Source organism: Pantoea sp. LMR881, assembly GCF_027157825.1.
GTDB classification, from domain to species: domain Bacteria; phylum Pseudomonadota; class Gammaproteobacteria; order Enterobacterales; family Enterobacteriaceae; genus Pantoea; species Pantoea haifensis.
In genome coordinates, this window is record NZ_JAPVOK010000002.1 from 1,033,921 (window position 1) to 1,057,378 (window position 23,458).

Genomic DNA, 23,458 nt, shown 5'->3' on the forward strand with positions numbered 1-23,458 from the left:
GAGACGGGATCAGGCTTTTTCCAGCGTACATAGCAACGGATGATGATTCTCCCGCGCATAATTGTTCACCTGGGCCGCTTTGGTTTCAGCGACTTCAGCGGTAAATACACCACATATCGCTTTACCGTGGTAGTGAACTTTCAACATCAGCTGCGTTGCACGTTCAATATCATAAGAAAAGAACTTTTGCAGAACGTCAATAACAAATTCCATAGGTGTATAATCGTCATTATTCAGAATGACTTTATACATTGAAGGCGGCTTTAACCCTTCGCGTACTTTGTCTTCGGCCAGATGTTCAAAGTTAAGCCAGTCGTTTGTGTTTGCCATAATGTTCCGTTGAGATTGCGCACATCGCATATAAACCCTGTGTTCATATTTAGAGTTTAACACGCCTGTCAAGCAGCTTGCCGACGATGAAAATTTATCCGAAAATCTTCATGCGCGACCTGTATCACAAAATTTGCAATAGCGTTAACTGCCTCAAATTTTGATGATTTTTTCCCTCTACAGTCTGGCGCTTTGCTTGACGCCAGTGTCCCTTTCTCTACATTGTACAGACACAAGCTGATTGAGTTTTAATCAAACTCGACTCACAGCTTAGATGACCTCACCTACTCAATAAAATGTCTTGCGAGGGAAGTAAAAGCATGGAGACGGGTACAGTTAAATGGTTCAATAACGCCAAAGGCTTCGGCTTTATCTGTCCAATCGGGGGCGGCGAAGATATCTTCGCGCACTACTCAACGATTCAGATGGATGGTTACAGAACGTTGAAAGCCGGCCAACAAGTTCAGTTTGATGTCCATCAAGGTCCAAAAGGCAATCATGCCAGTCTGATCGTGCCAGTTGAAACGCAGGCCGTTGCCTGACGTTTATATTCCATTCTGAACACCCCCGAAAAAAATGTCAGCCCTTGTTGCTGGCATTTTTCTTGTCATCATTAATCCGCTTTGCCATGCGCCAGCCACATCACGCGGGAAAACATCTGCCGCAGCAGGGGCGGAATCGCTTCTGGCCCGCGTTCTGCCGCTGCCATCGCGACGGCGATGGCCAGTTCCGGCTTCGATGAATGATGAATCGCCTGAGTAATAATACGCCGGGCATTCATGGGCGCGTTTAACGGCAGGTGCGCTGTCTGACGATAAACATCATCGAACCCTTGTTTATAAAGGAAATGTTCCATATCGAGCGCGGGCAGCAGTGTGAGGTGATGATCTTCTTCATCGTACTGCTGCAACTGACTACGCGCTGTCGCAGCGTACTTCATTCCCGCTTCATCGCCATCCGTCAGCACATGCCAGTCGATGCCCATACGACGGGCAAACTTCAGCAGCGGTTTTAATCCTGACTGCGCAAATTCAATGACTTTGATTCCTTCTGCGGCAAAATGATAGCCACACTGCTGCGCCAGCTCATTGATGATCCACACCTCGGTTTCGCCTTCTACCAGCAGCCAACAGCGAGCAAACAGCGCCGATGGTCGATTCATTCGGATATGAAAACCGATGCGTCGGCTCTCTTCGGCGCTCAGCCCTTCGGGTCCAATACGCCATGCGGCAACACGTGCCGGTTCGCGCACCAGGCGACAGACATTTTCCACCGGCACCTGCGACAGCAGTTCGCCTGAATTGGTGGTCGCAATTTTTTGCAGCGGCAGCAGCTCCAGCAGATCCCAGGCCACGGAAAGCATGATGGGGTGCAGCCGCGTCTCAGGATCCTCAACCAACAGTAATGGTCGAGCCCCTGCGGCCAGAGGTTCGCTACCGCGCGCCTGCACCAGCAAGGAGAACATCCGTAATAAAATCAACTGTCGGCTGCGCGTATCTGTTTTCGCAATCAGTTGATTAAGCTTATCCAGCGAGCGCCATCCCTGCATCCCGTCTCGCGTCTGCGGCTCAACCCGACGCGCTTCGCTGACATCAGCTGGATGTTGTACCAGAAAATAGTGCTGCATCAGTTGCTGCATGGTTTGCAAACCCTGCCGCAGCATCTCATCACTGACGGTTTGCGGCTGCAGCACTAAATCATGCGTCAGCGTTTCAACCTCTTGCGTCAGTTGATTTAAGGCAGACGCGCGCGCATTGGCACTGCTTTCATCAGGCTCTGAACGACGACTAAAGCGCGCGTCTCGCAAGCGTAACACCGGATGTATACGCAGCAGAAAATGAATCGCGGCCTCGCTCCCCGCCGCCGGTAACACATTTCCCTGATGGTCAACAAAGCGATGCGATGTGCTCACATACGCCTCGCGCATTTTTGCCCGAACGCTGTAATGCAGGTGACGTTGGCCCTGTTCGTCTCGCTGCCAAAACGGCGAAAGCCGCTCATCGTCAGTGTTACCGTCATCCCGAAAATGAAACACGATATGTAGCCGTCGCATTTGTGCGTTAACGTCGCCAGGCGTGAAGTGAAAATCAGCTGGCGTAAACTGATAAAGCTGCGTTTGCGGCGAAAGTAATAACGTCAGCGCATCCAGCAAACTGGATTTGCCCCAGGCGTTTTCCCCGATCAGCAGATTGGTTTGCGCTAGCGGCAGAGAAAGCTGGTTGATACCGCGAAAACCGCGAATGTCGATATGTTCCAGGATCATAGCGTGTTCCGTCCTCTCGTTAACCGAAGCATGGTCGGCGTTCGCGAGCCGGTCAAGTGGTCAGCGTGCAGACGGCACAGAGCGCATTTTTTCACGGCTGGGTTCCTTTTATGTCGTCTAAGCTTCTCTTTTGCGCTTTCGGCTGTGTCACGACCAGGGTGATCGGCCACAAAAAGGAGAAGAGGATGAAACAAACCGTAGCGGCACTGGTGGCAAAAACGCTTGAAAACGCGGGTGTCAAACGCATTTGGGGCGTAACGGGTGATTCGTTAAACGGCCTGAGCGACAGTCTGAATCGCATGGGCACCATTAAATGGATGCCCACCCGCCACGAAGAGGTTGCCGCGTTTGCGGCGGGTGCTGAAGCGCACGTAACCGGCGAACTGGCAGTGTGTGCCGGTTCTTGTGGGCCGGGTAACCTGCATCTGATTAACGGATTATTTGATTGCCACCGCAACCACGTGCCGGTGCTGGCGATTGCTGCGCATATCCCCTCCAGCGAAATTGGCAGCGGCTATTTTCAGGAAACTCACCCGCAGGAGCTGTTTCGTGAATGCAGCCATTATTGTGAACTGGTCTCTAATCCTGAACAGTTACCGCAAGTTCTGGGCATCGCCATGCGCAAAGCTATCCTGAACCGTGGCGTGTCGGTGGTGGTATTACCGGGCGATGTTGCCCTGAAGCTGGCACCCGAAACGGCGACAGCAAACTGGTATACGCCGCAGCGTCCGCACATTCAACCGCAGCCCGCAGAATTAGCACAGCTGGCACAAACGCTGAATGCTGCCAGCAACATTACGCTGTTATGCGGCAGCGGTGTTGCAGGGGCACATAAAGAAGTGGTTGAACTGGCTGCCACCCTGAAAGCGCCGATTGTTCATGCGCTGCGTGGCAAAGAGCATATCGAATATGATAACCCTTACGATGTTGGCATGACCGGCCTGATTGGTTTCTCTTCAGGCTATCACGCTATGATGAATGCCGACACGCTGGTGCTGCTTGGCACACAGTTTCCCTATCGCGCTTTCTATCCGGAAAAAGCCAAAATTATTCAGATTGATATTAATCCAGGCAGCCTGGGCGCGCATTGTCATGTCGATCAGGCTTATGTCGGTGAGGTAAAAAGTACGCTGCAAGCCTTGCTGCCTGAGTTAACCCACAAATCTGATCGCCATCATCTGGACAGCGCACTTGAGCACTATGTTGACGCCCGTAAAAGTCTCGACGATTTAGCGAAACCCAATGATAAACAGGCCATTCATCCTCAATATCTGGCGCAGCAGATTAGCCACTACGCCAGTGATGATGCGATTTTTACCTGTGATGTCGGCACGCCAACCGTCTGGGCGGCTCGTTATTTAAAAATGAACGGTAAGCGCCGTTTGCTCGGCTCATTCAATCACGGGTCGATGGCAAATGCGATGCCGCAAGCCCTGGGTGCGCAGGCTGTTGATCGCGATCGTCAGGTGATTGCCCTGTGTGGCGATGGCGGCTTCAGCATGTTAATGGGCGATTTTATTAGCGTGGCACAGCTCAAACTGCCGGTAAAACTGGTGATTTTTAATAACAGCGTGCTGGGCTTTGTGGCGATGGAAATGAAGGCTGGCGGCTATCTTACTGACGGGACTGAGCTGGATAATCCCAACTTTGCTGCCATCGCGCAGGCGTGCGGCATAAAAGGCATTCGGGTGGAGAAAGCTTCCGAGCTTAACAGCGCGCTTGAACAGGCATTTGCGCACGACGGCCCGGTATTAATTGATGCCATTACGGCAAAAGAAGAACTGGCTATGCCGCCGCAAATTAAAATGGAACAGGCAAAAGGTTTTAGCCTTTACATGCTGCGAGCCATTCTGAATGGTCGGGGTGACGAAGTGGTTGAGCTGGCGAAAACCAACTGGCTGCGGTAAAACGGATCATTCCACATGCGGGCGTGATGCCCGCTTTTTTTATCTGTTGTTCAGGAAAGCTCAGGAGCGCAACGTGATCGATTTACGCAGTGATACCGTTACCCGGCCCAGTGCCGCGATGTTGCAAGCGATGATGGCGGCTGAAACAGGCGATGATGTTTATCGTGATGATCCTACCGTTAACGCGCTGGAAGCGGAAGCCGCGCGCCTGAGCGGCAAAGCCGCCGCGCTGTTCTTCCCCACCGGCACCCAGGCTAATCTGGTGGCGCTGCTGAGTCACTGCGAGCGCGGCGAAGAATATATTGTTGGCCAGCAGGCCCATAACTACAAATATGAAGCGGGTGGCGCAGCGGTACTGGGCAGTATTCAGCCGCAGCCCATTTTAGCGGCCGACGACGGGACATTGCCGCTGGAGGTGGTGGCAGCCGCGATTAAACCCGACGATATTCACTTTGCCCGCACTCGCCTGCTGAGCCTGGAAAACACCCATCACGGTAAAGTGCTGCCGCTCGATTACCTGGCAAAAGCCTGGGCATTTACCCGCGAGCGCAAGCTGGCTCTGCACATTGATGGCGCACGCATTTTCAACGCGGTGGTGGCGCAAGCGGTCACGCTGGAAGCGATTGCACGCTACTGCGATACCCTGACTATCTGCTTATCCAAAGGGCTTGGTACGCCGGTTGGTTCGCTGCTTTGCGGTGATGCCGCCTACATTGAACGCGCACGGCGCTGGCGCAAAATGGTCGGTGGCGGTATGCGCCAGGTCGGCATTTTAGCAGCAGCGGGTTTGTATGCGTTGCAACATAACGTGGCACGATTAAAAGACGATCACGACAACGCCGCCTGGCTGGGGCAGCAGTTGCATGAGATTGGCGTTGAGGTGGTTGATCAGCAGACCAACATGCTGTTTGTCCGCTTGCCCGCCGGGCAGGCAGAAAAGCTCAAAGCCTGGATGGCCGAGCGTGATGTGTTGATCAGTGCAGGACCAACAACCCGTTTAGTCACCCATATTGATGTGGATCGGGCGGCGCTGGAACAGGTTGTGGCCCACTGGAAAGCCTTTTTGCAGCAATAACCCTCAGGCTGCGCCATATTTTTCCAGCAGCGCGGCGGCAATGGCCGCCGTTTCTGCATCAGGCAATCCCCGGTAATCCGCAGGTCGGAAGTGCATCTGAAACGCAGCAATCACATTCTGCTGCTGACGCGGCGTCATCTCTGGCGTCACGTCATAACCGTAGTGCTGCAACAACGTCAAAACTTTTTCTAGCGGCACCGGCGTGTAGGGGCCTGTTCGGCTAAATAGTGCTGCACGCGATCTGCGTCTGGCCAGGCACCTAAACCTTGCTGCGCCAGCTGTTGCCACGGAAAGCGCGGGCCGGGATCCTGTTTACGCTGCGGCGCAACATCGCTATGACCAACAATGTTTTCCGGCGCAATCGCGTAACGCTGCGCCACATCCTTCAGCAATGCGCTCAGCGAAGCCATTTGTGGCGCACTGAAAGCTTGCCATTGACGGCCGGTTAAGCTGCGACGATAGCCGCTGTTCACCAGTTCAATGCCGATTGAAGTATCGTTAATCCGCGTTGCGCCGCGCCAGAAGCTCGCTCCGGCATGCCAGGCCAGCTGCTGCTCAGGCACCAGCTGCCAGATAACACCTTTGCCATCACGCTGAGGCGGCTGTCGCGGAATAAGATAATGCGCGCTGACTTCACGATCGGTCAGCGTGGCGAGCGATGAAGAAAAATCTTCGGCAGTGTAGTGAATCACAATCACCTTGACGCGCGGACGAGCACCCTGTGCCGGATGACGCAAATCGGCCCAGTAGCCGTCACGTCGCTCAACGCCGGAATGGCAGCCAGCCAGTAACCACGCTGCCAGAATGAGCAAAAGCGTTTTCAACGCACAATTACCGCCGTGCCGCTGATGCTAACCATCAACATGCTGCTGTCTTTGCCCACGGTTTCGTAGTCAATATCAATCCCCACTACCGCATTAGCGCCTAACGCTTTGGCCTGCTCTTCCAGCTCTTTGAAAGCAATCTCACGCGCTTTACGCAGCTCTTTCTCATACGCGCCAGAGCGTCCACCCACGATATCGCGAATACCGGCAAAAAAGTCGCGGAAGATGTTGGCCCCCAGAATCGCCTCACCGGTCACAACGCCACAATAGTCCGTGATGCTGTGCCCTTCCAGGGTAGGGGTTGTGGTCATTTTCATTGTGCTCTCCTTTTCTCAAAAACAGACTAAAGCTCTTACGACTAAAAAGCAGGACTATACTCTATGCTAAAAATGGCGCTTTGCCAGAGAACAATAAGGAAATCGAGATGAGAAACAAAGCCTTTGCGCTTTTGATCCCAGCGGCACTGCTGCTTAGCGCCTGTACGACGGTTGAGCCGGTCACTAAGGATAATGGCGTGCGCACCGCTCCTTGCGTTGATGGCGGACCCGACAGCGTTGCGCAGCAGTTTTATGATCTGCGGATTGCGCAACCTACGCAAGGTTTGCCAGACAGCGCCACGCTGGCAAAATATCGTCCTTATCTGAGTGAGCATCTCTATCAAACGCTCGTCAAGGTCAGTAACAGCCATGCCAGCGGTCCCTGGGCCAGCGGCGATATGTTCTCCAGCCTGGCGCAAGGCCCAACCACAGCCAGCGTAACCTGGGCCTCGACTATTCCTAACCGCGATGCGCGCAATATTCCGCTGAGCGTTGACCTGAGCCGCGACGGTAAACAGTGGCAGGATGAAGTGCTGATGATTCATGAAGGCACCTGCTGGGTGATAGATGATATCCGTTATGTGGCTGACTGGCCGCATCCGGGCGGCGGTACGCTGGGCCAGACGCTGGAACATGCGCAGAAATAAGCTGCCTGTTTTTCAGCCGGTCAGTTTTTAATGATAAGCGCGCTGCATCTTTTGCGGCGCGTTTTCACATTCTGCGCGGCGCTGAAAGATTTTGTGCAGTCCTTTTCTGGCGTGTGTGGCACGATATTGTGCTACGCTTTAGAGGTTTCTGTGCTGTTAAATAAATTTTAACCCACCTCAATTGCATAACTATTCTGGTGACGTTAAAATTCGCCGCACTAATAGCTATTCAAATTTGGCGCATGAGTATTCAACTAAACGCAATCAACTGCTTCTACGGTGCTCATCAGGCGCTGTTTGACATCAACCTGGAATGTCCACAAGGCGAAACCCTGGTGTTGCTGGGTCCAAGCGGCGCGGGGAAGAGTTCTCTGTTGCGCGTTCTTAATCTGCTGGAGCAGCCACGCTCTGGTCAGTTGCAGATCGCCGGAAACCACTTCGATTTCACCCAAAAACCCTCAGACACGGCGATCCGCGAGCTGCGGCAGAATGTCGGTATGGTTTTCCAGCAGTACAACCTTTGGCCTCACCTCACCGTTTTGCAGAACCTGATGGAAGCGCCCTGTCGCGTCCTGGGTTTGAGCAAGGCTGAGGCGCGTGCGCGCGCAGATAAACTGTTGGATCGCTTGCGTCTGACCACCTACAGCGACCGCTTCCCGCTACACCTTTCTGGCGGTCAGCAGCAGCGCGTTGCGATTGCACGTGCGTTGATGATGGAGCCGCAGGTGTTACTGTTTGACGAGCCGACCGCTGCACTCGATCCCGAAATTACTGCACAAATTGTCAGCATTATTCGTGAGCTTGCCCAGACTCAAATTACCCAGGTAATCGTGACCCATGAAGTGGAAGTGGCGCGTAAAACTGCCAGCCGCGTCGTTTATATGGAGAACGGTCATATTGTGGAACAGGGCGACGCGAGCCGATTTTCACAGCCGCAAACCGAGGCGTTTGCAAACTATCTTTCGCACTAAGTCAGGATGCTAAAAATGAAAAAAGTTGTACTTGCTGCACTGCTTGCTGGTTTGAGCCTGAGCGCATCTGCTGCCCAGTCTATTCGCTTCGCCACCGAGGCGTCTTATCCGCCGTTTGAATTCGTTGACGCTGAAAACAAAATTCAGGGCTTTGATGTCGATCTGGCTAACGCGCTGTGTAAAGAGATTGATGCAACCTGTACGTTCACTAACCAGGCTTTTGACAGCCTGATCCCCAGCCTGAAATTCCGTCGTTTCGATGCCGTCATGGCGGGCATGGACATCACGCCTGAGCGTGAAAAGCAGGTGTTGTTCAGCAAACCTTACTATGACAACTCTGCGCTGTTCGTCGCGCAGAAAGGCAAAGTGGCTGACGTTGCCGCGCTGAAAGGCAAGCGTGTCGGCGTACAGAACGGTACCACTCATCAGAAATACCTGAGCGAGAAGCACAGCGAAATCACCACCGTGCCGTATGACAGCTATCAGAATGCTATCCTCGACCTGAAAAATGGCCGTATTGATGCAGTGTTCGGTGATACTGCCGTCGTGAATGAGTGGCTGAAGCAGAACACGACGCTGGCACCGCTGGGTGAAAAAGTCACCGACAAAGCCTACTTTGGCACTGGCCTGGGCATCGCGGTGCGCATGGGTAACACCGATCTGCAAAACAAGTTCAACGCCGCGCTGGATAAAGTGAAAGCTGACGGCACGTATAAAACCATCTACAGCAAATGGTTTCAGCAGTAATTTCTAATGAGTGAAATGATCCCGCTCGCAAGCGCCGCCGGCATGACCGTCGGCCTTGCTGTTTGTGCTCTCGTCGCTGGCCTGGTGCTGGCGATGATTTTTGCTGGCTGGGAGTCGGTGCGCTGGAAACCGCTGGGGTGGCTCGGCACCGCGCTGGTCACGTTGATTCGCGGTCTGCCAGAAATTCTGGTGGTGCTGTTTATCTATTTTGGTGCCTCGCAACTGCTGCTGACACTGTCCGATGGTTTTACCCTTAATTTCGGCCTGTTTCAGTTGCCGATTCAGATAGAAATTGAGAATTTCGACGTTAGTCCTTTCCTGTGCGGCGTGATTGCGCTGGCGATGCTTTACGCCGCCTACGCCTCACAAACCCTGCGCGGTGCACTTAAAGCGGTGCCGGTGGGGCAATGGGAATCAGGACAGGCGCTGGGCATGAAAAAATCGGCGATATTTTTCCGCCTGATCATGCCGCAAATGTGGCGTCACGCATTGCCTGGCTTAGGCAACCAGTGGCTGGTGTTACTGAAAGATACCGCGCTGGTGTCACTGATTAGCGTGAACGATTTAATGCTACAAACCAAAAGTATTGCTACCCGTACTCAGGAACCTTTTACCTGGTTTTTGGTGGCGGCGGCGATTTACCTGGTGATTACGCTGTTTAGCCAGGCGGTGCTGCGCCGCATTGAGTTGCGTACCACGCGGTTTGAACGGGGAAGCAGCTAATGCTCGAATACCTACCCGAATTGATGAAAGGGCTACACACCAGCCTGACGTTGACGCTGGCTTCACTGATTGTCGCGCTGGTGTTGTCATTGCTGTTTACTGTGGTGCTGGCGCTGAAGACCCCCTGCTCAACCCGCTGGTTAAAGGCTTTATCACCCTGTTTACCGGCACGCCGCTGCTGGTGCAGATTTTTTTGATCTATTACGGCCCTGGTCAGTTTCCCAGTATCCAGCAAATTCCATGGTTGTGGCATCTTCTGTCGCAGCCCTGGCTCTGTGCGATGCTGGCGTTATCGCTAAACAGTGCCGCTTACACTACTCAGCTCTTTTATGGGGCGGTACGCGCGATCCCCTCTGGTCAGTGGCAATCCTGTGCTGCGCTGGGAATGAACCGGAAAGATACGCTGCGTATTCTTTTGCCTTACGCCTTTAAACGCGCCCTCTCCTCCTACTCCAACGAAGTGGTATTGGTGTTCAAAGGCACGTCACTGGCCTACACCATTACGCTGATGGAGGTGATGGGACAGGGGCAACTGCTTTATGGCCGCACCTATGACGTAACGGTATTTGCTGCCGCAGGTCTGATCTATTTGTGTGTCAACGGTCTGCTGACGCTGATGATGCGTCTGATCGAAAAGCGCGCACTGGCCTTTGAGCGCCGCAGTTAATAATTAGGCGAGATTTCTCGCCTTTATTACTTATTTAATCACAGTTATTGCATAAAGATTCATTTACTGGCATCTTGTAGCCCGTCGAAAGTGTGAAGAATGACGTTCTACAGGAGCCGTAATATGAACAAATGGATAGTTGCCGCTGCGCTGGCAACTCTGGCAATGAGTGCCAACGCTGCAGAAAAAATCCGTTTTGCCTCGTCGGCAACCTATCCTCCGTTTGAATCCCTCGATCGTGAAAATCAGTTAGTCGGGTTTGATATCGATCTGGCTAAAGCGTTATGCCAACAGTTAAAAGCAGAATGTACTTTTACAAACAACGCTTTTGACAGCCTGATCCCCTCGCTGAAGTTTCGTCGTTACGACGCAATCATTTCAGGTATGGACATTACCCCTGAGCGTAGCAAGCAGGTCGATTTCACCCAGCCTTATTACGCTAATTCCGCAATCGTAATTGCCCGCAAAGGCAAGTTCAGCGATCTCAGCCAGATGAAAGGTAAACGGATCGGCGTTGAAAATGGCACTACCCATCAGAAATACCTCCAGGATAAGCATCCTGAAGTGACTGTGGTGGCGTATGACAGCTATCAAAACGCGATTCTGGACATGAAAAATGGTCGCCTGGATGGCGTGTTTGGCGACAATGCGGTCGTGAATCAGTGGCTGAAGACCAACAGCGATCTTGCCACAGTGGGTGAGCATGTAACGGATGCTGATTACTTTGGCACTGGCCTTGGCATTGCAGTGCGCAAAGGCAACGATGCGTTGCGTCAAAAACTAAACGGCGCGCTGGCTGAGATGAAAGCTAACGGTAGCTGGCAGCAGCTCAATCAGAAGTGGTTTCCTGAGTAAGAATTATGGGCCAGCAAGCTGATTCGCTGACAGGTTCTGCACGTCCTCAGCGCAGCGTGTCGCTTTGCTGGCCCGCCCTTTCCCCGTGACACGTCGGCGCACGGGTTTCAGGCTGAATCACTGACACCGCCGCGTGAGCAGTGTCAGCACTTCAAAATGTGAGGTATGCGGAAACATATCGAACAGCTGCACGCGCGTCACATCGTAGGCAGATAACCGGGCGATATCTTTCGCCATGCTTTCAGGGTTACAACTTGAATAAAGCAGGTAATCCGGCGCCATTTCGCTGAGATAGTCACACAGTGCGTGGCCTATGCCGCGACGCGGTGGATTCACTAATACCAGCTGCGGCACCGCCTCACGTGAGGTCGCAAAAGCGGTTGAATCGAGTGCGGCAAAGTTTACGCGCTTTAACCCCAGCATTTCTGCTGAGTGTTGTGCACAAGCAATGGCTTCTGCACTAATTTCAATGCCCGTCAGCGACATTGCTGGCGTCGCACAGTGCAAACCGAAACCCCCGACCCCGCAAAACAGATCCCACATGCTGGTAACCGACAGTGCTCTTGTCCAGTCACGCGCCGTTGCGTACAACGCTTTAGCAACCTGCGGATTGGTCTGGAAAAGCTTTGCGGCCGGATCCACAGCGGCACGTTATTAAAGTTTTCCGCCAGCGCCTGCTCCGGCGTCAGTGCAATCTCTTCCTCACCTTCGAGAATCGCCATGTGCACGGGTTGAATATTGGCAGAAACGACACGCAACTGGGGCAGTTGCTGCTGTAGCCAGGGCAGCGCCGTGCGCAGTTGATCCAGCTTCGTTTTTGAGCGCAATACAAAGCGCAACATCATTCCGCCCTGCGTGCTTTCGGTTAATAGCAGAAATTTCAGCTCACCGCGTTTACGTGCGACGTTATAAGGCGTGAGTCCTGCGCGCGCAATAAAGGGCTTTAACACCTCAAACACACGGGCAAAGCTGGCAGGATAAAGCGGACACGCACAGAGATCGATCGCATCGCCCTCACGCTGCACCATGCCTAACACTGGCCGCTCAACGCTGCCGCTCACCACCATTTTGGCTTTGTTACGAAAACCCTGTTCAGCCGATGTCACCGGCGGTAACCACTGCCCTACCGGCTGGTGTGCCAGTAACTGTTCAAGCAGTGATTGTTTATGAGAGAGCTGTTGCGAATAGGGTTTTTCCAGCCACTGACAAGACTGGCAGTGGTCTGCGTTATAAAGCGCGCAATGCATGGTAAAGCCTGTATTTACTGTGGGAAGGTCAAGCGGAGCGTGATTGTATCACTGCTTATGGAAAAATGCGCGGCTGCTGGCTGGCATGAACAACAGCCCGATAATCAACAGATCAGGCAGTTTGTGCAGCAACGTATGGTGCACTATCTGGGTGTTATTTGCGCCGCTGATACTGAAGATTTCCGGATAGATCCAGCCCGTTGAGGCCAACAGCATATAGGCCAGTACAACGACCTGCGTGGCAACATAACCCCAGCGTCCACGATGACTGCCGCGCATTAACGTAAACGCGCAGCGCAGCTCAAACAAAAAAATCAGCTGGCTGGCGACAAAGATAAAGGTTGAATCCCAGGCTTGCGCGCTACGATGCACAAAGTTAGCCATTTCGGTGTAGCCCAGCTCATTGACCAGCATCAATACGCTAAGACAGCGCGTTGCAATGATAGCAATGCCTGCCACCGTAACCGGAACCGGGGCATCTGGTAAAACTGAGCTATGTTTTAGAATTTCTGACATGTTCCGTGCTCCGCGCGCCATAGAAAATGGGCTGGAAAACCAGCCCATTCATATAGTGGCAAAAGTTACGGATTTCAGCCACGTTTAGCTTTCTGAATATCGCTTAAACGTTGTTTTTCTTCATGTGCCATAACGCGCCAGGCGATAAAGCCCACTAAGCCGACCACAAACAGAATCAGTGAAGCCAGCGCGTTAATTTCTGGATTCACACCGCGACGTACGGTAGCAAAGATTGCCATCGGCAGCGTCGTCGCGCCTGGGCCGGTAACGAAGCTGGCAATGACCAGATCATCAAGCGAAAGCGTGAAAGCCAGCAGCCAGCCAGTCACAATAGCCGGCGTGATCATGGGCACGGTAATGACAAAAAGACTTTCAGCGGCGTCGCGCCCAAATCCATCGCCGCTTCTTCTATTGAGCGATCCAGTTCACGCAGGCGCGAATTGATCACCACCGCCACGTATGCAGTACAAAACGTGACGTGTGCCAGCCAGATAGTCAGCATGCCACGTTCGCTGGGCCAGCCAATCGCATTGCCAATCGCCACAAACAGCAGCAGCAGCGACAGGCCGGTGATCACATCTGGCATCACCAGCGGAGCGGTCAGCATAAAGGCGAAACCGTTATGTCCCCGGAAGCGGCCAAAACGCACGATAATCACCGCCGCCAGCGTACCAAGCACGACGGCCATCGTTGCTGACAGGCCGGCAATCGTGAGGCTGAGCACCACGGCGTCAATCATCGCACTGTCCTGAAACAGCACTTTATACCAGTGGAGTGAAACCCCTTCCCACACCGTAACCAGCTGCGAGCTGTTAAAGGAGTAAATTACCAGCAGCAGCATCGGCGCATAGAGAAACAGAAAGCAGCACGTCAGAATCGCGGTACGCCAGGGCGAGCGGATCGTTGGCAGATTATTCATCCTTTCTCTCCCAGTTCACGGTTTTGATGTTTATGGAACCAGATGATTGGCAGGATCAAAATCAGCAGAATAATTACCGCCAACGCTGAGGCCACCGGCCAGTCACGGTTGTTGAAGAACTCCTGCCACAAAATGCGTCCAATCATGATGCTGTCAGGGCCGCCAAGCAGTTCCGGGATAACGTACTCTCCAACTGCCGGGATAAATACCAGCATTGAACCGGCAATAATGCCGCCTTTGGTCAACGGCACAATCACGCTGAAAAAGGTTTTTAACGGACGCGCGCCTAAATCAAGCGACGCTTCCACCAGCGAATAATCGATGCGGGTTAATGCGGTATAGATCGGCAACACCATAAACGGCAAATAGCAGTAAACAATACCGATATAAACCGCAGTGTTGGTGTAAAGGATCACCAGCGGATGATCGATCACGCCAAGCCACATCAGAAAGCGGTTAAGGATGCCGTTGTTATTAAGCAGTCCCATCCAGGCGTAAACGCGCACTAAAAAAGAGGTCCACGACGGCAGGATCACCAACAGCAGCAAAATAGTGCGCATTGAAGGTTTACTGTGCGCCACCGCCCACGCCAGCGGATAACCAATCAACAAACAGATTATCGTTGAGATCGCCGCGACCTTTAACGACTGTAAATAGGCATCGATATACAGCGGATCGTCAGTGAGCTGCAGATAGTTAGCAAAGTTAAGAATAATGCTGAACTGATCGTCGGCCCAACTGATTAATTCCGTGTAGGGCGGGATTGCACGTGCAATATCCGCAAAGCTGATCTTTAACACGATCAGGAACGGCAGCAGGAAAAACAGCACCAGCCAAAGATAAGGCAATGCGATGACTAACTTGCGGCCATGCTGCATTTTGATGCGCGTCATCCAGCGTTGCAGCGGCGTGCCAACCAGTCGGGCTGGCGCTTTGCTGCGTTGAAAAATCTGGCTCATTGCGACTCCTTAAACCGTCAACACCACGCAGCTGTCGCTATCCCAGCAGAGACGGACTTCATCGCCCCATGTCGGTAACCCTTTGCGATAACGATGTGCATTTTGCAATTGCGCGCTGATCATTTGGCCGCTGCGTAAGCGCACATGGAAAATGGACAGATCGCCTAAATAAGCAATATGCACCACCTCACCCACGGCAAAGTTGCAGCCATCAGCTGGCACCTCTTCGCACAGCATTACTTTTTCCGGGCGCAGTGCGACATGAACGGGCACGTTGTCGGTTATCGAGACATCGGAATCGACTTTCAGCGGATGCACCAGGCCTGGGCTTTCAATCACCAGTCCATCTTCACGGCGCTCGCGCAGTAAGCCTTCAAAGACGTTAACCGAGCCGATAAATTCGGCGCTGTAACGGCTGGTTGGATGCTCGTAAATCTCTTCCGGCTCGCCAATCTGTACAAATTTACCGCGATTCATAATGGCGATACGGCCCGCCATGGTCATCGCTTCTTCCTGATCGTGCGTTACCATGACGCAGGTAGCGCCGACGCGCTCAAGGATATCCACCACTTCAAGCTGCATGCGGTCACGCAGCTTTTTATCCAGCGCGCCCATGGGTTCATCCAGCAGCAGCAGCTTAGGGCGTTTTGCCAGACTACGCGCCAGCGCCACGCGCTGACGCTGACCACCCGAAAGCTGATGCGGTTTACGTTTAGCGTACTCCTGCATATGCACCAGCGTCAGCATCTCTTCAACGCGCTGGGTAATTTCAGCTTTTGGCAACTTGTCCTGTTTCAGACCAAAGGCGATATTCTGTTCCACCGTCATGTGTGGGAACAGCGCATAAGACTGAAACATCATGTTGATGGGACGCTGATAAGGCGCAACGTGCGAAAGATCTTGCCCATCCAGCACAATTTGACCGCTGGTCGGCGGCTCAAACCCGGCCAGCATGCGTAACAGGGTTGATTTTCCACAGCCGGATGCACCCAGCAGAGCGAAAATTTCACCTTTGTAAATGGTCAGGCTGACATCATCAACGGCGTGCTGTCCGTCAAAAGATTTGGTCAGGTTACGAATTTCCAGCAGCGGCGTTAACGCCTTTGCGGTTTTATTTTGAGGACGGGGAATCGCATCATTCACTAACGTTAATCTCCGGGGCCAGGCGGAACGGCACGGCAAAGCCAGCCGCTAAAAATGGCACAACAGAGGCCATCACTGCGCCTCTGTTGCTGTTTTGATGTAATCAACTCGTTCAGAACGAATTACTTACCACTTTTTACTTTAGTCCATGCACGCGTACGCACACGATCCAGTTTTGGATCCTGGACTTTCAGCACGAACAATTTGGACATGGCTTCCGGCGTTGGGAAGATACCCGGATTGTTACGCACATCAGCGTTAATCAGCGGCAGCGACGCTTTGTTACCGTTGGCGTAATTCACTTTATTGGAAATATCCGCCATCACTTTGGGATCCATGATGTAGTTCAGCCACTGGTAAGCCGCATCAAGATTTTTCGCGTCTTTTGGAATCGCCATCATGTCAAAGAATGCCAGTGCGCCCTCTTTCGGCACGCTGTAGCCCAGATTGACACCGTTTTTCGCTTCATCCGCACGGTTCTTCGCCTGCAGAATATCGCCTGACCAGCCAATCGCTACACAGATGTTGCCGTTAGCCAGATCGTTGATGTATTGCGAAGAGTGGAAGTAGCGAATATTCGGACGCAACTTCAGCAGCAGATCGGTCGCCGCACCCGAGTAATCTTTCGCGTCTGAGCTGTTAGGATCTTTGCCGAGGTAGTTCAGTACGGTGGCGAAAATCTCTTCTGGCGCATCAAGGAAAGAGACACCGCAGCTTTTCAGCTTTTCGAGATTTTCTGGCTTAAGCACCAGATCCCAACTGTTAACCGGTGCGTCAGCGCCCAGGGCCGCTTTCACTTTGTCAACGTTATAACCGATGCCGGTGGTGCCCCACAGATAAGGAATCGCATATTTATTGTCTGGATCGTGCTGCGCCACCTTTTCCATCAGCGCCGGATCGAGATTTTTATAGTTCGGCAGTTTGCTTCTGTCCAGCGGCTGAAACACGCCAGATTGCAGCTGGCGCGCCAGGAAGCTGGAAGATGGCACCACAACGTCATAACCGGTGCTGCCTGCCATCAGTTTGCCTTCCAGCACTTCGTTGGAGTCAAACACGTCATAGACGACTTTAATGCCAGTCTGTTTTTGAAAATTTGGCACGGTGTCTGGCGAGATATAATCGGACCAGTTGTAAACGTGCAAGGTTTTATCTTCCGCCATGGTGCCGGCAGAAACTGCCATCAGCACGCCAGCAACCACACCTGACAACCATGTTTGACGTTGGTTGAACATGTTTTTTCTTCCTCCTGAGCGGGGTCATCACAACGCTGTAACTCTCTGATCCTAACGTTGCGTTCTGTGCGTAAAGTCAGTGACACAATGAATCATTATTCAGCGGGAGTTTAATAGTAAAAACCTATACCTGCGCTGCGTTTACAAGGCCGAAGCAGCCCCGCAAGAATAGCCCCACACGTAACTGTTCACCAGACCTCAGCGTAAAAAACGCCTGTTCGCGATATTTTATGCATGTTTAAGCTATGAGGTTCGGCTTTGATGGCATAAAGCACGACAGATATGTGGCGATTAAGGGCAAAATGCAGAATAAAACGTGGTAAGGCAGAGAGGGAAACTGCTGCAAAATGCAGCAGTTAAATCAGGCAAGGTTTAGTGCAGCATTGAATGGCCCAGGATTGTTGCCGGGCGCTCTTCATCATCTTCACTCATCATCAGCAGATTGTTGGCAAACGCTTCCATAATGACCATAGAAATTTGCTCTTCGCTCTGCTTCATAAAGTGGGCAAACTGACCAAAGGTTAAGCCTGCCGTGGTGGTCATTGCCTGGCAAACAATCAGCTTCGGCAAGTTATCATCCTGAATATCGATGAACGCTTTCACCGTCAGGGAGCTGGCATTGATCTGTGACAGATCGCCGACCAACGGAATCAGTGCCGTCGGCTTCACTTCAGCCAACGCAGAAAACAGAATAACACCGTCGACCAGATCGATTTTGGCGTCAAACACCCCTTCAAAGTTTTGCATGTGCGGCAGATGAAGAGCCTGACAGGCATCGCATTCGAACCAGGTGATATTTTGCTGATCCAGCCAGCGACGCAACAGGTCGATATCTGGAACGACAAGAGAATCCATCGTAAAATCCCAAGGGGTGAATAAACAGGCGACTAAGCTTACGGAAAAATTAGCAGTGACGCCACGAAAACCGCCGAAAAGCACGGGTTAGCCAGCGGTTTTCGGATGGTGCCCCGCTACAGCATGTTTTTCAATCCAGTCGATCATCATGCCAGCAATGTTAAGGCCGCTGGTGGTTTCGATACCTTCTAATCCTGGCGAGGCGTTAACCTCCATTACCAGTGGTCCGCGTGCAGCGCGCAGAATATCGACACCCGCGACATCCAGCCCCAGCGTGGCTGCCGCCTTGACCGCTATTTCGCGCTCCTGATCGGTAATGGCAACGGGGTGAGCTTTGCCACCGCGGTGCAGGTTAGAGCGGAAATCACCCTCTTTTGCTTCACGTTCGATCGCTGCGACGACCTCATTACCAATTACCAGGCACCGTATATCCCGGCCCTGTGCTTCTTTGATAAATTCCTGAACCAGTATGTGGGCATTCAGCCCGCGAAACGCATCGATAACGCTTTCTGCTGCCTGACGTGTTTCTGCCAGCACCACCCCAATGCCCTGCGTGCCTTCTACCAGCTTAACGACCAGCGGCGCGCCGCCCACCATGGCGATGAGATCGCTGGTGTCATCAGGCGATGAAGCAAAACCGGTCACCGGCATATCGATGCCTTCCCGCGCCAGGAGTTGCAGTGAACGCAATTTATCGCGTGCGCGGCTGATAGCAACCGACTCATTCAGCGAATAACTGCCGCACATTTCAAACTGGCGCAGCACCGCCGTACCATAAAAGGTAATGGCTGTGCCGATGCGAGGAATAACGGCGTCGAAATGACCGAGAGGTTCGCCGCGATAGTGCACGGCGGGCGAAGCGGGATTGATATTCATGTAACAGGAAAGCGGATCGATGATTTGAATAAAATGACCACGCTGTTCGGCAACTTCACGTAAACGACGGCACGAGTAAAGCGATCCATCACGCGACAGTATGGCCATTTTCATCATGATATTCCTTGGGTCAGATTAGCGTGTCGCCCAACCTTGCTGGTGCAAATAGTCCAGCATAAACGGGCGCGTTTCTTTCACAATCAGGCGCTGAATCAACTGGCTCCAGGTTTCGCTGCGCTGGTTGCTGTCGCGCTGCTCATAGTAAATCGCTGTGCGGCTATCATAATCAGCCAGCACCGCCGGATCGAGTGGACTGTAGCGGTTTTCATGTACCAGCATCGTTTGTGGTATCCGCGGTTTGAGGTCAGGGACAGCTTCGGGATAACCTATGCAGAAGCCAAAGAGCGGCAACACAAATTTCGGCAGTTCCAGTAACGCTGTGACCTGCGCAATGCTGTTACGAATGCCACCAATAAACACGCCACCGAGATCCATCGATTCCGCTGCGATCATCGCATTTTGCGCCATTAATGCCGTATCCACGCAGCCCAACAGCAATTGTTCGGCGCGCCCCAGTTGGGCATCAGGACAGATTTGCAGATGGCGGTTGAAATCAGCGCAGAATACCCAAAACTCCGCCGCATCCGCGACCCATGGCTGGCCACCGGTTAGCGAGACTAACTGATCACGCAGTGCTTTATCGGTGATGCGAACGATAGAAGAACACTGCAAAAAGCTGGATGTGGATGCCGATTGCGCCGCGGCAATAATCGCCTCGCGTTGCGCTTCGCTCACGGGCTGGTCGGTAAATGCGCGAATGGAACGGTGGCTACACAGTAAATCAATTGTCGGTGTCATAAACTCTCCAGCAAAATTATTTTTTCTTGTCGGTGTGGTTGAATAACTGCGGCGCCATAGCTTTGCGGTGCGCCACATTACTAGCCAGGCAGCAGGCAGCATCAATACGACGCCTAATAGTAGCAGCCCTGTCGCCAGCGTTTTGCTGTCGACATGGTTGGGCGCCGGCACCCAGTGATTGATCAACAGCAATGCGCCGATAATCATCAGCCCGCCAGCGGCTTCCAGTATCAAAATGGGTTTCGGTAATCTCGCCAGATTGCGCATCCCCTGCTCCTGCTTCACACCGGTTTAGTGGTCAATTATGGTTAATCCTTAAACGCTTGCCCATCGCCTGAGTCCCTGTCTCAGGTGGATCAGCCCGTGCAAGGGCTATAGACAGCGGGCATTAGACTAACAGGTAAATCCTGCTTTCTTTAAGCGGTACGAGCGGGCATGATGTGTGCCATTCTCAATGCTGTTACGTGATACAGATCACATAACCGTCTCTGCAAGGAGTTCTCAATGATTGCTGTAATTTTTGGTCGTCCGGGTTGCCCTTATTGTGTTCGCGCCAAAGAACTGGCTGACAAGCTGACCGCCGATCGTGACGATTTTAGTTATCAGTATGTTGATATTCAGGCGGAAGGCATTACGAAAGCAGATTTAGAAGCCAGCGCAGGCAAGCCGGTGAGCACCGTGCCGCAAATCTTTTTAGATGAGCAACACATTGGCGGCTACACCGATTTTGCTGCATGGACAAAAGAGAATTTAGGGTTTAACGCTTAAGATATTTAAACGCAAGGCCGTCCAGAACAATGAACGGCCTTGCTACCTGTTGTGTTTTAACCAGCAGTGGCCAGGCTTACCGGACAGGCATGGCGCGCATGAAAAGCGACACGTCCAGGCCAATCCACATGAAGATGAGATCTTTGCGCGGCTGGCCGAACTATCCCGCATCTGGCTGCTCGCCTGAAATGTTTGACCTAATTTCTCATTACCCAAACTATTCGCAACAAGCGCACCAGCAGCGCACCACAGCCCGCCCAAAATATGGCACTCAAAATCCACGCGCTTAAATACAACCATTGCCCGGATAAGAGCAGCGTACTGTTTAACAGCATGGCAGCCAGCAGCGTGCCCCAACAGGCTATCAGCACAGTGCTTTTCAGCGGACTCTTTGCTTGCAAAAGTGCCATACAGACGCCGGGAAGCATGAACAATAGTAATTCTGGCTGACCGCGCACTGGCGCATTATTCATCTGCCAAAAATTGTGTGCGTAAATAAATATCAGACCGTAAATCACCACGCCAAGAATATGTGTTGTCCAGAAAAAAGAACGCTGCGGCATATCACCCCACTGATCAGAAACTTTTATACAAACCCGACGTTTTCCCTGATGCGCTCAGGTGGAAATAAAAAGAAACAGTCCGTTGTGGTAACAGATGAATAGCGCCAATGGCTGATGAAGTTTTTTATGATTAGAATAGCCGCCGCGTTATCAGCTCCTGTCTCTGTTGTTTCATTGCAGGGCGTAAACGGCTTGCTCAAGATAGCGAAAAACAAGCCACTCTTCAACAGGTTACATGTAAACAAGAAGTTAAACAGTGAATATAAACGTCGCAGGATTGTTAAGCGGAAATGACGTACTGTTATTATTTGTCGTTTTAGCACTCGGGCTGTGCCTGGGAAAATTGCGTCTTGGTTCGGTTCAGCTCGGAAATTCCATTGGTGTATTGGTCATTTCGTTATTACTGGGTCAACAACACTTCTCCATTAATACTGACGCCTTAAGCCTCGGCTTTATGCTGTTTATTTTTTGTGTCGGCATTGAAGCTGGCCCAAACTTTTTCTCCATCTTTTTTCGCGACGGCAAAAACTATTTCATGCTGGCCATCGTCATGGTGGTGAGCGCCCTGGCGCTGGCGCTGGGCCTGGGGAAACTGTTTGGCTGGGATATTGGCTTAACCGCCGGCATGCTGGCAGGTTCAATGACCTCAACACCCGTGCTGGTTGGCGCTGGCGATACGCTACGACAAAGTATCAGCGACAGCCAACAGCTTGCGTTAATGCAGGATCATTTGAGCCTTGGTTATGCCATCACTTATCTGATCGGCCTGGTCAGTTTGATCTTTGGCGCGCGCTACTTACCGCGCCTGCAACATCAGGATTTACCGACCTGCGCCCAACAAATCGCGCGTGAACGCGGTCTGGATGCAGACAGCCAGCGCAAAGTTTTTCTGCCGGTGATCCGTGCTTATCGCGTAGGCCCTGAACTGGTGGAATGGAGCGGTGGGAAAAACCTGCGTGAGTTAGGGATCTATCGGCAGACCGGTTGCTATATCGAGCGTATTCGCCGCAATGGCATCATTGCCAGCCCCGATGGCGATGCCGTGCTACAGCTGGGCGATGATATTTCACTGGTCGGTTATCCTGATGCCCATGCCCGCCTCGATCCCAGTTTCCGTAACGGTAAAGAGGTGTTTGACCGCGATCTGTTAGACATGCGTATTGTGACGGAAGAAATTGTGGTGAAAAACCACAATGCGGTCAACAAGCGACTCAGTAAACTCAACCTTACCGACCACGGCTGTTTCCTCAACCGGGTGATCCGCAGCCAGATTGAAATGCCCATCGACGACAATATCCTGTTAAACAAAGGTGATGTGTTGCAGGTAAGCGGCGAAGCGCGGCGGGTAAAAAGCGTGGCCGATCGTATCGGTTTTATCGCCATTCACAGTCAGATGACAGATTTGCTGGCATTTTGCGCCTTCTTTATTGTGGGCCTGATGATTGGGTTGATTACATTTCAGTTCAGCAACTTTAGTTTTGGCATCGGTAATGCCGCAGGCTTACTGTTTGCAGGCATCATGCTCGGCTTTCTGCGCGCTAACCATCCGACTTTTGGTTACATTCCCAGGGTGCGTTGACCATGGTGAAAGAGTTTGGACTGATGGTGTTTATGGCTGGCGTCGGCCTGAGCGCAGGCAGCGGCATCAATCACGGGTTGAGCAGTGATGGCGCGTTAATGCTGCTGTGTGGATTGCTGGTCAGTCTGCTGCCCGTGGTGATCTGCTATCTGTTTGGTGCCTATGTGCTACGCATGAACCGCGCTTTGCTGTTTGGTGCGATTATGGGCGCACGCACCTGTGCACCCGCCATGGAAATCATCAGTGATACCGCACGAAGCAACATTCCGGCGCTGGGTTATGCAGGCACCTATGCAATTGCCAATGTATTACTGACCCTGGCGGGTACGCTTATTGTGATTATCTGGCCCATTTTGCCCTTATAAAATTTTTTTAGCGGAGTCCAGAACTTTTTTTTCAGGTCACAGTCTGATTAAGTGCCACTGCTTTTCTTTGAAATCCCCAAATTGTGGAGCCCGTTAGTGATTTAGCTAGCGGGTTTTTTTATGTCTGCTTCCCCGCTGTATACTACCAGCCGCCTCTGATAAGGCTTCATGAAGGTATCATCAAAATTAAACCGTTTTGCAACCACCGCTAAGATTAAGACCTCTGCTATGGACGATGCCGCCTTATCCTTC

At 52.3% G+C, this 23,458-nt stretch carries 20 protein-coding genes and 6 pseudogenes; 11 read left to right on the plus strand and 15 right to left on the minus strand.

Features of this window, described 5'->3' with window-relative positions; genetic code table 11:
• Positions 1 to 9 precede the first annotated feature (9 nt).
• Positions 10 to 330, minus strand: a complete 321-nt coding sequence (clpS, locus tag O3W44_RS06690) for an ATP-dependent Clp protease adapter ClpS (RefSeq protein WP_193403323.1) — start codon at positions 328 to 330, stop codon at positions 10 to 12.
• A gap of 320 nt (positions 331 to 650) precedes the next feature.
• Between clpS and cspD the strand changes: the two genes are divergently transcribed.
• Positions 651 to 872 (plus strand): cold shock-like protein CspD, encoded by a 222-nt coding sequence (gene cspD, locus O3W44_RS06695; protein ID WP_269292462.1) that lies wholly within the window; start codon positions 651 to 653, stop codon positions 870 to 872.
• Between the two features lie 71 nt (positions 873 to 943).
• Here cspD and O3W44_RS06700 read toward each other — a convergent pair whose 3' ends face one another.
• The gene (locus O3W44_RS06700; protein WP_269292463.1) at positions 944 to 2,593 is read right to left on the minus strand and encodes an ATP-dependent nuclease; all 1,650 of its coding nucleotides are present in this window, start codon (positions 2,591 to 2,593) and stop codon (positions 944 to 946) included.
• A 185-nt stretch (positions 2,594 to 2,778) separates the two neighbouring features.
• On the opposite strand from O3W44_RS06700, the gene poxB reads away from it, so the two are divergent.
• Together poxB and ltaE are read left to right on the plus strand one after the other, a co-directional pair.
• Positions 2,779 to 4,500, plus strand: coding sequence for a ubiquinone-dependent pyruvate dehydrogenase (gene poxB, locus O3W44_RS06705; protein WP_269292464.1), 1,722 nt, complete (start codon positions 2,779 to 2,781; stop codon positions 4,498 to 4,500).
• A gap of 73 nt (positions 4,501 to 4,573) precedes the next feature.
• Entirely contained in the window at positions 4,574 to 5,575 is a 1,002-nt protein-coding gene (gene ltaE / locus O3W44_RS06710; RefSeq protein WP_269292465.1) for a low-specificity L-threonine aldolase, read from the plus strand.
• A 3-nt stretch (positions 5,576 to 5,578) separates the two neighbouring features.
• Here ltaE and O3W44_RS06715 read toward each other — a convergent pair.
• Together O3W44_RS06715 and O3W44_RS06720 are read right to left on the minus strand one after the other, a co-directional pair.
• Positions 5,579 to 6,399 (minus strand): annotated as a pseudogene (locus O3W44_RS06715) (N-acetylmuramoyl-L-alanine amidase).
• Entirely contained in the window at positions 6,396 to 6,716 is a 321-nt protein-coding gene (locus O3W44_RS06720) for a heavy metal-binding domain-containing protein (protein ID WP_269292466.1), read from the minus strand. The pseudogene O3W44_RS06715 and the gene O3W44_RS06720 overlap by 4 nt, the downstream one beginning before the upstream one ends.
• A 107-nt stretch (positions 6,717 to 6,823) precedes the next feature.
• Between O3W44_RS06720 and O3W44_RS06725 the strand changes: the two genes are divergently transcribed.
• The 6 genes and pseudogenes from O3W44_RS06725 (at position 6,824) to artJ (O3W44_RS06750) (ending at position 11,326) form a co-directional block, all read left to right on the plus strand.
• Positions 6,824 to 7,363, plus strand: coding sequence for a lipoprotein (locus O3W44_RS06725; protein WP_269292467.1), 540 nt, complete (start codon positions 6,824 to 6,826; stop codon positions 7,361 to 7,363).
• A gap of 242 nt (positions 7,364 to 7,605) precedes the next feature.
• Entirely contained in the window at positions 7,606 to 8,334 is a 729-nt protein-coding gene (gene artP / locus O3W44_RS06730; protein WP_269292468.1) for an arginine ABC transporter ATP-binding protein ArtP, read from the plus strand.
• A gap of 15 nt (positions 8,335 to 8,349) precedes the next feature.
• Positions 8,350 to 9,081, plus strand: a complete 732-nt coding sequence (gene artJ, locus O3W44_RS06735) for an arginine ABC transporter substrate-binding protein (RefSeq protein ID WP_269292469.1) — start codon at positions 8,350 to 8,352, stop codon at positions 9,079 to 9,081.
• 6 nt (positions 9,082 to 9,087) lie between these two features.
• Entirely contained in the window at positions 9,088 to 9,804 is a 717-nt protein-coding gene (gene artQ / locus O3W44_RS06740) for an arginine ABC transporter permease ArtQ (protein ID WP_269292470.1), read from the plus strand.
• Positions 9,804 to 10,471: pseudogene (gene artM, locus O3W44_RS06745) on the plus strand (arginine ABC transporter permease ArtM). Before artQ ends, artM begins: the two are co-directional and overlap by 1 nt.
• 123 nt (positions 10,472 to 10,594) lie before the next feature.
• On the plus strand, positions 10,595 to 11,326 hold the full coding sequence (gene artJ, locus O3W44_RS06750) for an arginine ABC transporter substrate-binding protein (protein ID WP_269292471.1): 732 nt from the start codon (positions 10,595 to 10,597) through the stop codon (positions 11,324 to 11,326).
• Between the two features lie 117 nt (positions 11,327 to 11,443).
• On the opposite strand, the pseudogene rlmC reads toward artJ (O3W44_RS06750), so the two are convergent.
• From rlmC to O3W44_RS24665, 10 genes and pseudogenes are all read right to left on the minus strand, one after another.
• Positions 11,444 to 12,573, minus strand: a pseudogene (gene rlmC, locus O3W44_RS06755) (23S rRNA (uracil(747)-C(5))-methyltransferase RlmC).
• Between the two features lie 48 nt (positions 12,574 to 12,621).
• On the minus strand, positions 12,622 to 13,089 hold the full coding sequence (locus O3W44_RS06760) for a YbjO family protein (RefSeq protein ID WP_269292472.1): 468 nt from the start codon (positions 13,087 to 13,089) through the stop codon (positions 12,622 to 12,624).
• Positions 13,090 to 13,163: 74 nt separating this feature from the next.
• Positions 13,164 to 14,008 (minus strand): annotated as a pseudogene (gene potI, locus O3W44_RS06765) (putrescine ABC transporter permease PotI).
• The gene (potH, locus tag O3W44_RS06770; RefSeq protein ID WP_269292473.1) at positions 14,005 to 14,967 is read right to left on the minus strand and encodes a putrescine ABC transporter permease PotH; all 963 of its coding nucleotides are present in this window, start codon (positions 14,965 to 14,967) and stop codon (positions 14,005 to 14,007) included. The pseudogene potI and the gene potH overlap by 4 nt, the downstream one beginning before the upstream one ends.
• A 9-nt stretch (positions 14,968 to 14,976) precedes the next feature.
• The gene (gene potG / locus O3W44_RS06775) at positions 14,977 to 16,110 is read right to left on the minus strand and encodes a putrescine ABC transporter ATP-binding subunit PotG (RefSeq protein ID WP_269292474.1); all 1,134 of its coding nucleotides are present in this window, start codon (positions 16,108 to 16,110) and stop codon (positions 14,977 to 14,979) included.
• A gap of 122 nt (positions 16,111 to 16,232) precedes the next feature.
• Positions 16,233 to 17,342 carry a spermidine/putrescine ABC transporter substrate-binding protein PotF gene (potF, locus tag O3W44_RS06780; protein WP_269292475.1) on the minus strand — a complete coding sequence of 370 codons (1,110 nt, stop codon included), beginning with the start codon at positions 17,340 to 17,342 and terminating at the stop codon, positions 16,233 to 16,235.
• Positions 17,343 to 17,714: 372 nt separating this feature from the next.
• Positions 17,715 to 18,197, minus strand: coding sequence for a YbjN domain-containing protein (locus O3W44_RS06785; protein WP_269292476.1), 483 nt, complete (start codon positions 18,195 to 18,197; stop codon positions 17,715 to 17,717).
• Between the two features lie 87 nt (positions 18,198 to 18,284).
• Complete coding sequence (rimK, locus tag O3W44_RS06790; protein ID WP_269294379.1) at positions 18,285 to 19,187, minus strand: 30S ribosomal protein S6--L-glutamate ligase; 903 nt, start codon at positions 19,185 to 19,187, stop codon at positions 18,285 to 18,287.
• Between the two features lie 21 nt (positions 19,188 to 19,208).
• Entirely contained in the window at positions 19,209 to 19,931 is a 723-nt protein-coding gene (gene nfsA, locus O3W44_RS06795; RefSeq protein WP_269294380.1) for an oxygen-insensitive NADPH nitroreductase, read from the minus strand.
• Positions 19,932 to 20,039: 108 nt separating this feature from the next.
• A pseudogene (locus O3W44_RS24665) lies at positions 20,040 to 20,198 on the minus strand (DUF1418 family protein); the annotation flags it as partial.
• 237 nt (positions 20,199 to 20,435) lie between these two features.
• Here O3W44_RS24665 and O3W44_RS06805 point away from each other — a divergent pair.
• The gene (locus O3W44_RS06805; RefSeq protein WP_269292477.1) at positions 20,436 to 20,699 is read left to right on the plus strand and encodes a GrxA family glutaredoxin; all 264 of its coding nucleotides are present in this window, start codon (positions 20,436 to 20,438) and stop codon (positions 20,697 to 20,699) included.
• A gap of 197 nt (positions 20,700 to 20,896) precedes the next feature.
• Here the strand turns inward: O3W44_RS06805 and ybjM are convergent, their stop codons facing one another.
• Positions 20,897 to 21,262 carry an inner membrane protein YbjM gene (gene ybjM / locus O3W44_RS06810; RefSeq protein ID WP_269292479.1) on the minus strand — a complete coding sequence of 122 codons (366 nt, stop codon included), beginning with the start codon at positions 21,260 to 21,262 and terminating at the stop codon, positions 20,897 to 20,899.
• A 256-nt stretch (positions 21,263 to 21,518) separates the two neighbouring features.
• On the opposite strand from ybjM, the pseudogene O3W44_RS06815 reads away from it, so the two are divergent.
• A pseudogene (locus O3W44_RS06815) lies at positions 21,519 to 23,206 on the plus strand (aspartate:alanine antiporter).
• Positions 23,207 to 23,458 lie beyond the last annotated feature (252 nt).

What these genes read in the sequence shown, in the direction of transcription:
- O3W44_RS06725 (WP_269292467.1), top strand. Translation starts at nt 6,824, where the DNA reads ATGAGAAACAAAGCCTTTGCGCTTTTGATCCCAGCGGCACTGCTGCTT.
- O3W44_RS06700 (WP_269292463.1), bottom strand. Translation starts at nt 2,593, where the DNA reads ATGATCCTGGAACATATCGACATTCGCGGTTTTCGCGGTATCAACCAG.
- artJ (WP_269292471.1), top strand. Translation starts at nt 10,595, where the DNA reads ATGAACAAATGGATAGTTGCCGCTGCGCTGGCAACTCTGGCAATGAGT.
- nfsA (WP_269294380.1), bottom strand. Translation starts at nt 19,931, where the DNA reads ATGACACCGACAATTGATTTACTGTGTAGCCACCGTTCCATTCGCGCA.
- O3W44_RS06720 (WP_269292466.1), bottom strand. Translation starts at nt 6,716, where the DNA reads ATGAAAATGACCACAACCCCTACCCTGGAAGGGCACAGCATCACGGAC.
- potF (WP_269292475.1), bottom strand. Translation starts at nt 17,342, where the DNA reads ATGTTCAACCAACGTCAAACATGGTTGTCAGGTGTGGTTGCTGGCGTG.
- rimK (WP_269294379.1), bottom strand. Translation starts at nt 19,187, where the DNA reads ATGAAAATGGCCATACTGTCGCGTGATGGATCGCTTTACTCGTGCCGT.
- poxB (WP_269292464.1), top strand. Translation starts at nt 2,779, where the DNA reads ATGAAACAAACCGTAGCGGCACTGGTGGCAAAAACGCTTGAAAACGCG.
- artJ (WP_269292469.1), top strand. Translation starts at nt 8,350, where the DNA reads ATGAAAAAAGTTGTACTTGCTGCACTGCTTGCTGGTTTGAGCCTGAGC.
- potH (WP_269292473.1), bottom strand. Translation starts at nt 14,967, where the DNA reads ATGAGCCAGATTTTTCAACGCAGCAAAGCGCCAGCCCGACTGGTTGGC.
- cspD (WP_269292462.1), top strand. Translation starts at nt 651, where the DNA reads ATGGAGACGGGTACAGTTAAATGGTTCAATAACGCCAAAGGCTTCGGC.
- O3W44_RS06805 (WP_269292477.1), top strand. Translation starts at nt 20,436, where the DNA reads ATGATTGCTGTAATTTTTGGTCGTCCGGGTTGCCCTTATTGTGTTCGC.
- artQ (WP_269292470.1), top strand. Translation starts at nt 9,088, where the DNA reads ATGAGTGAAATGATCCCGCTCGCAAGCGCCGCCGGCATGACCGTCGGC.
- O3W44_RS06760 (WP_269292472.1), bottom strand. Translation starts at nt 13,089, where the DNA reads ATGTCAGAAATTCTAAAACATAGCTCAGTTTTACCAGATGCCCCGGTT.
- clpS (WP_193403323.1), bottom strand. Translation starts at nt 330, where the DNA reads ATGGCAAACACAAACGACTGGCTTAACTTTGAACATCTGGCCGAAGAC.
- artP (WP_269292468.1), top strand. Translation starts at nt 7,606, where the DNA reads ATGAGTATTCAACTAAACGCAATCAACTGCTTCTACGGTGCTCATCAG.
- ybjM (WP_269292479.1), bottom strand. Translation starts at nt 21,262, where the DNA reads ATGCCGCAGCGTTCTTTTTTCTGGACAACACATATTCTTGGCGTGGTG.
- O3W44_RS06785 (WP_269292476.1), bottom strand. Translation starts at nt 18,197, where the DNA reads ATGGATTCTCTTGTCGTTCCAGATATCGACCTGTTGCGTCGCTGGCTG.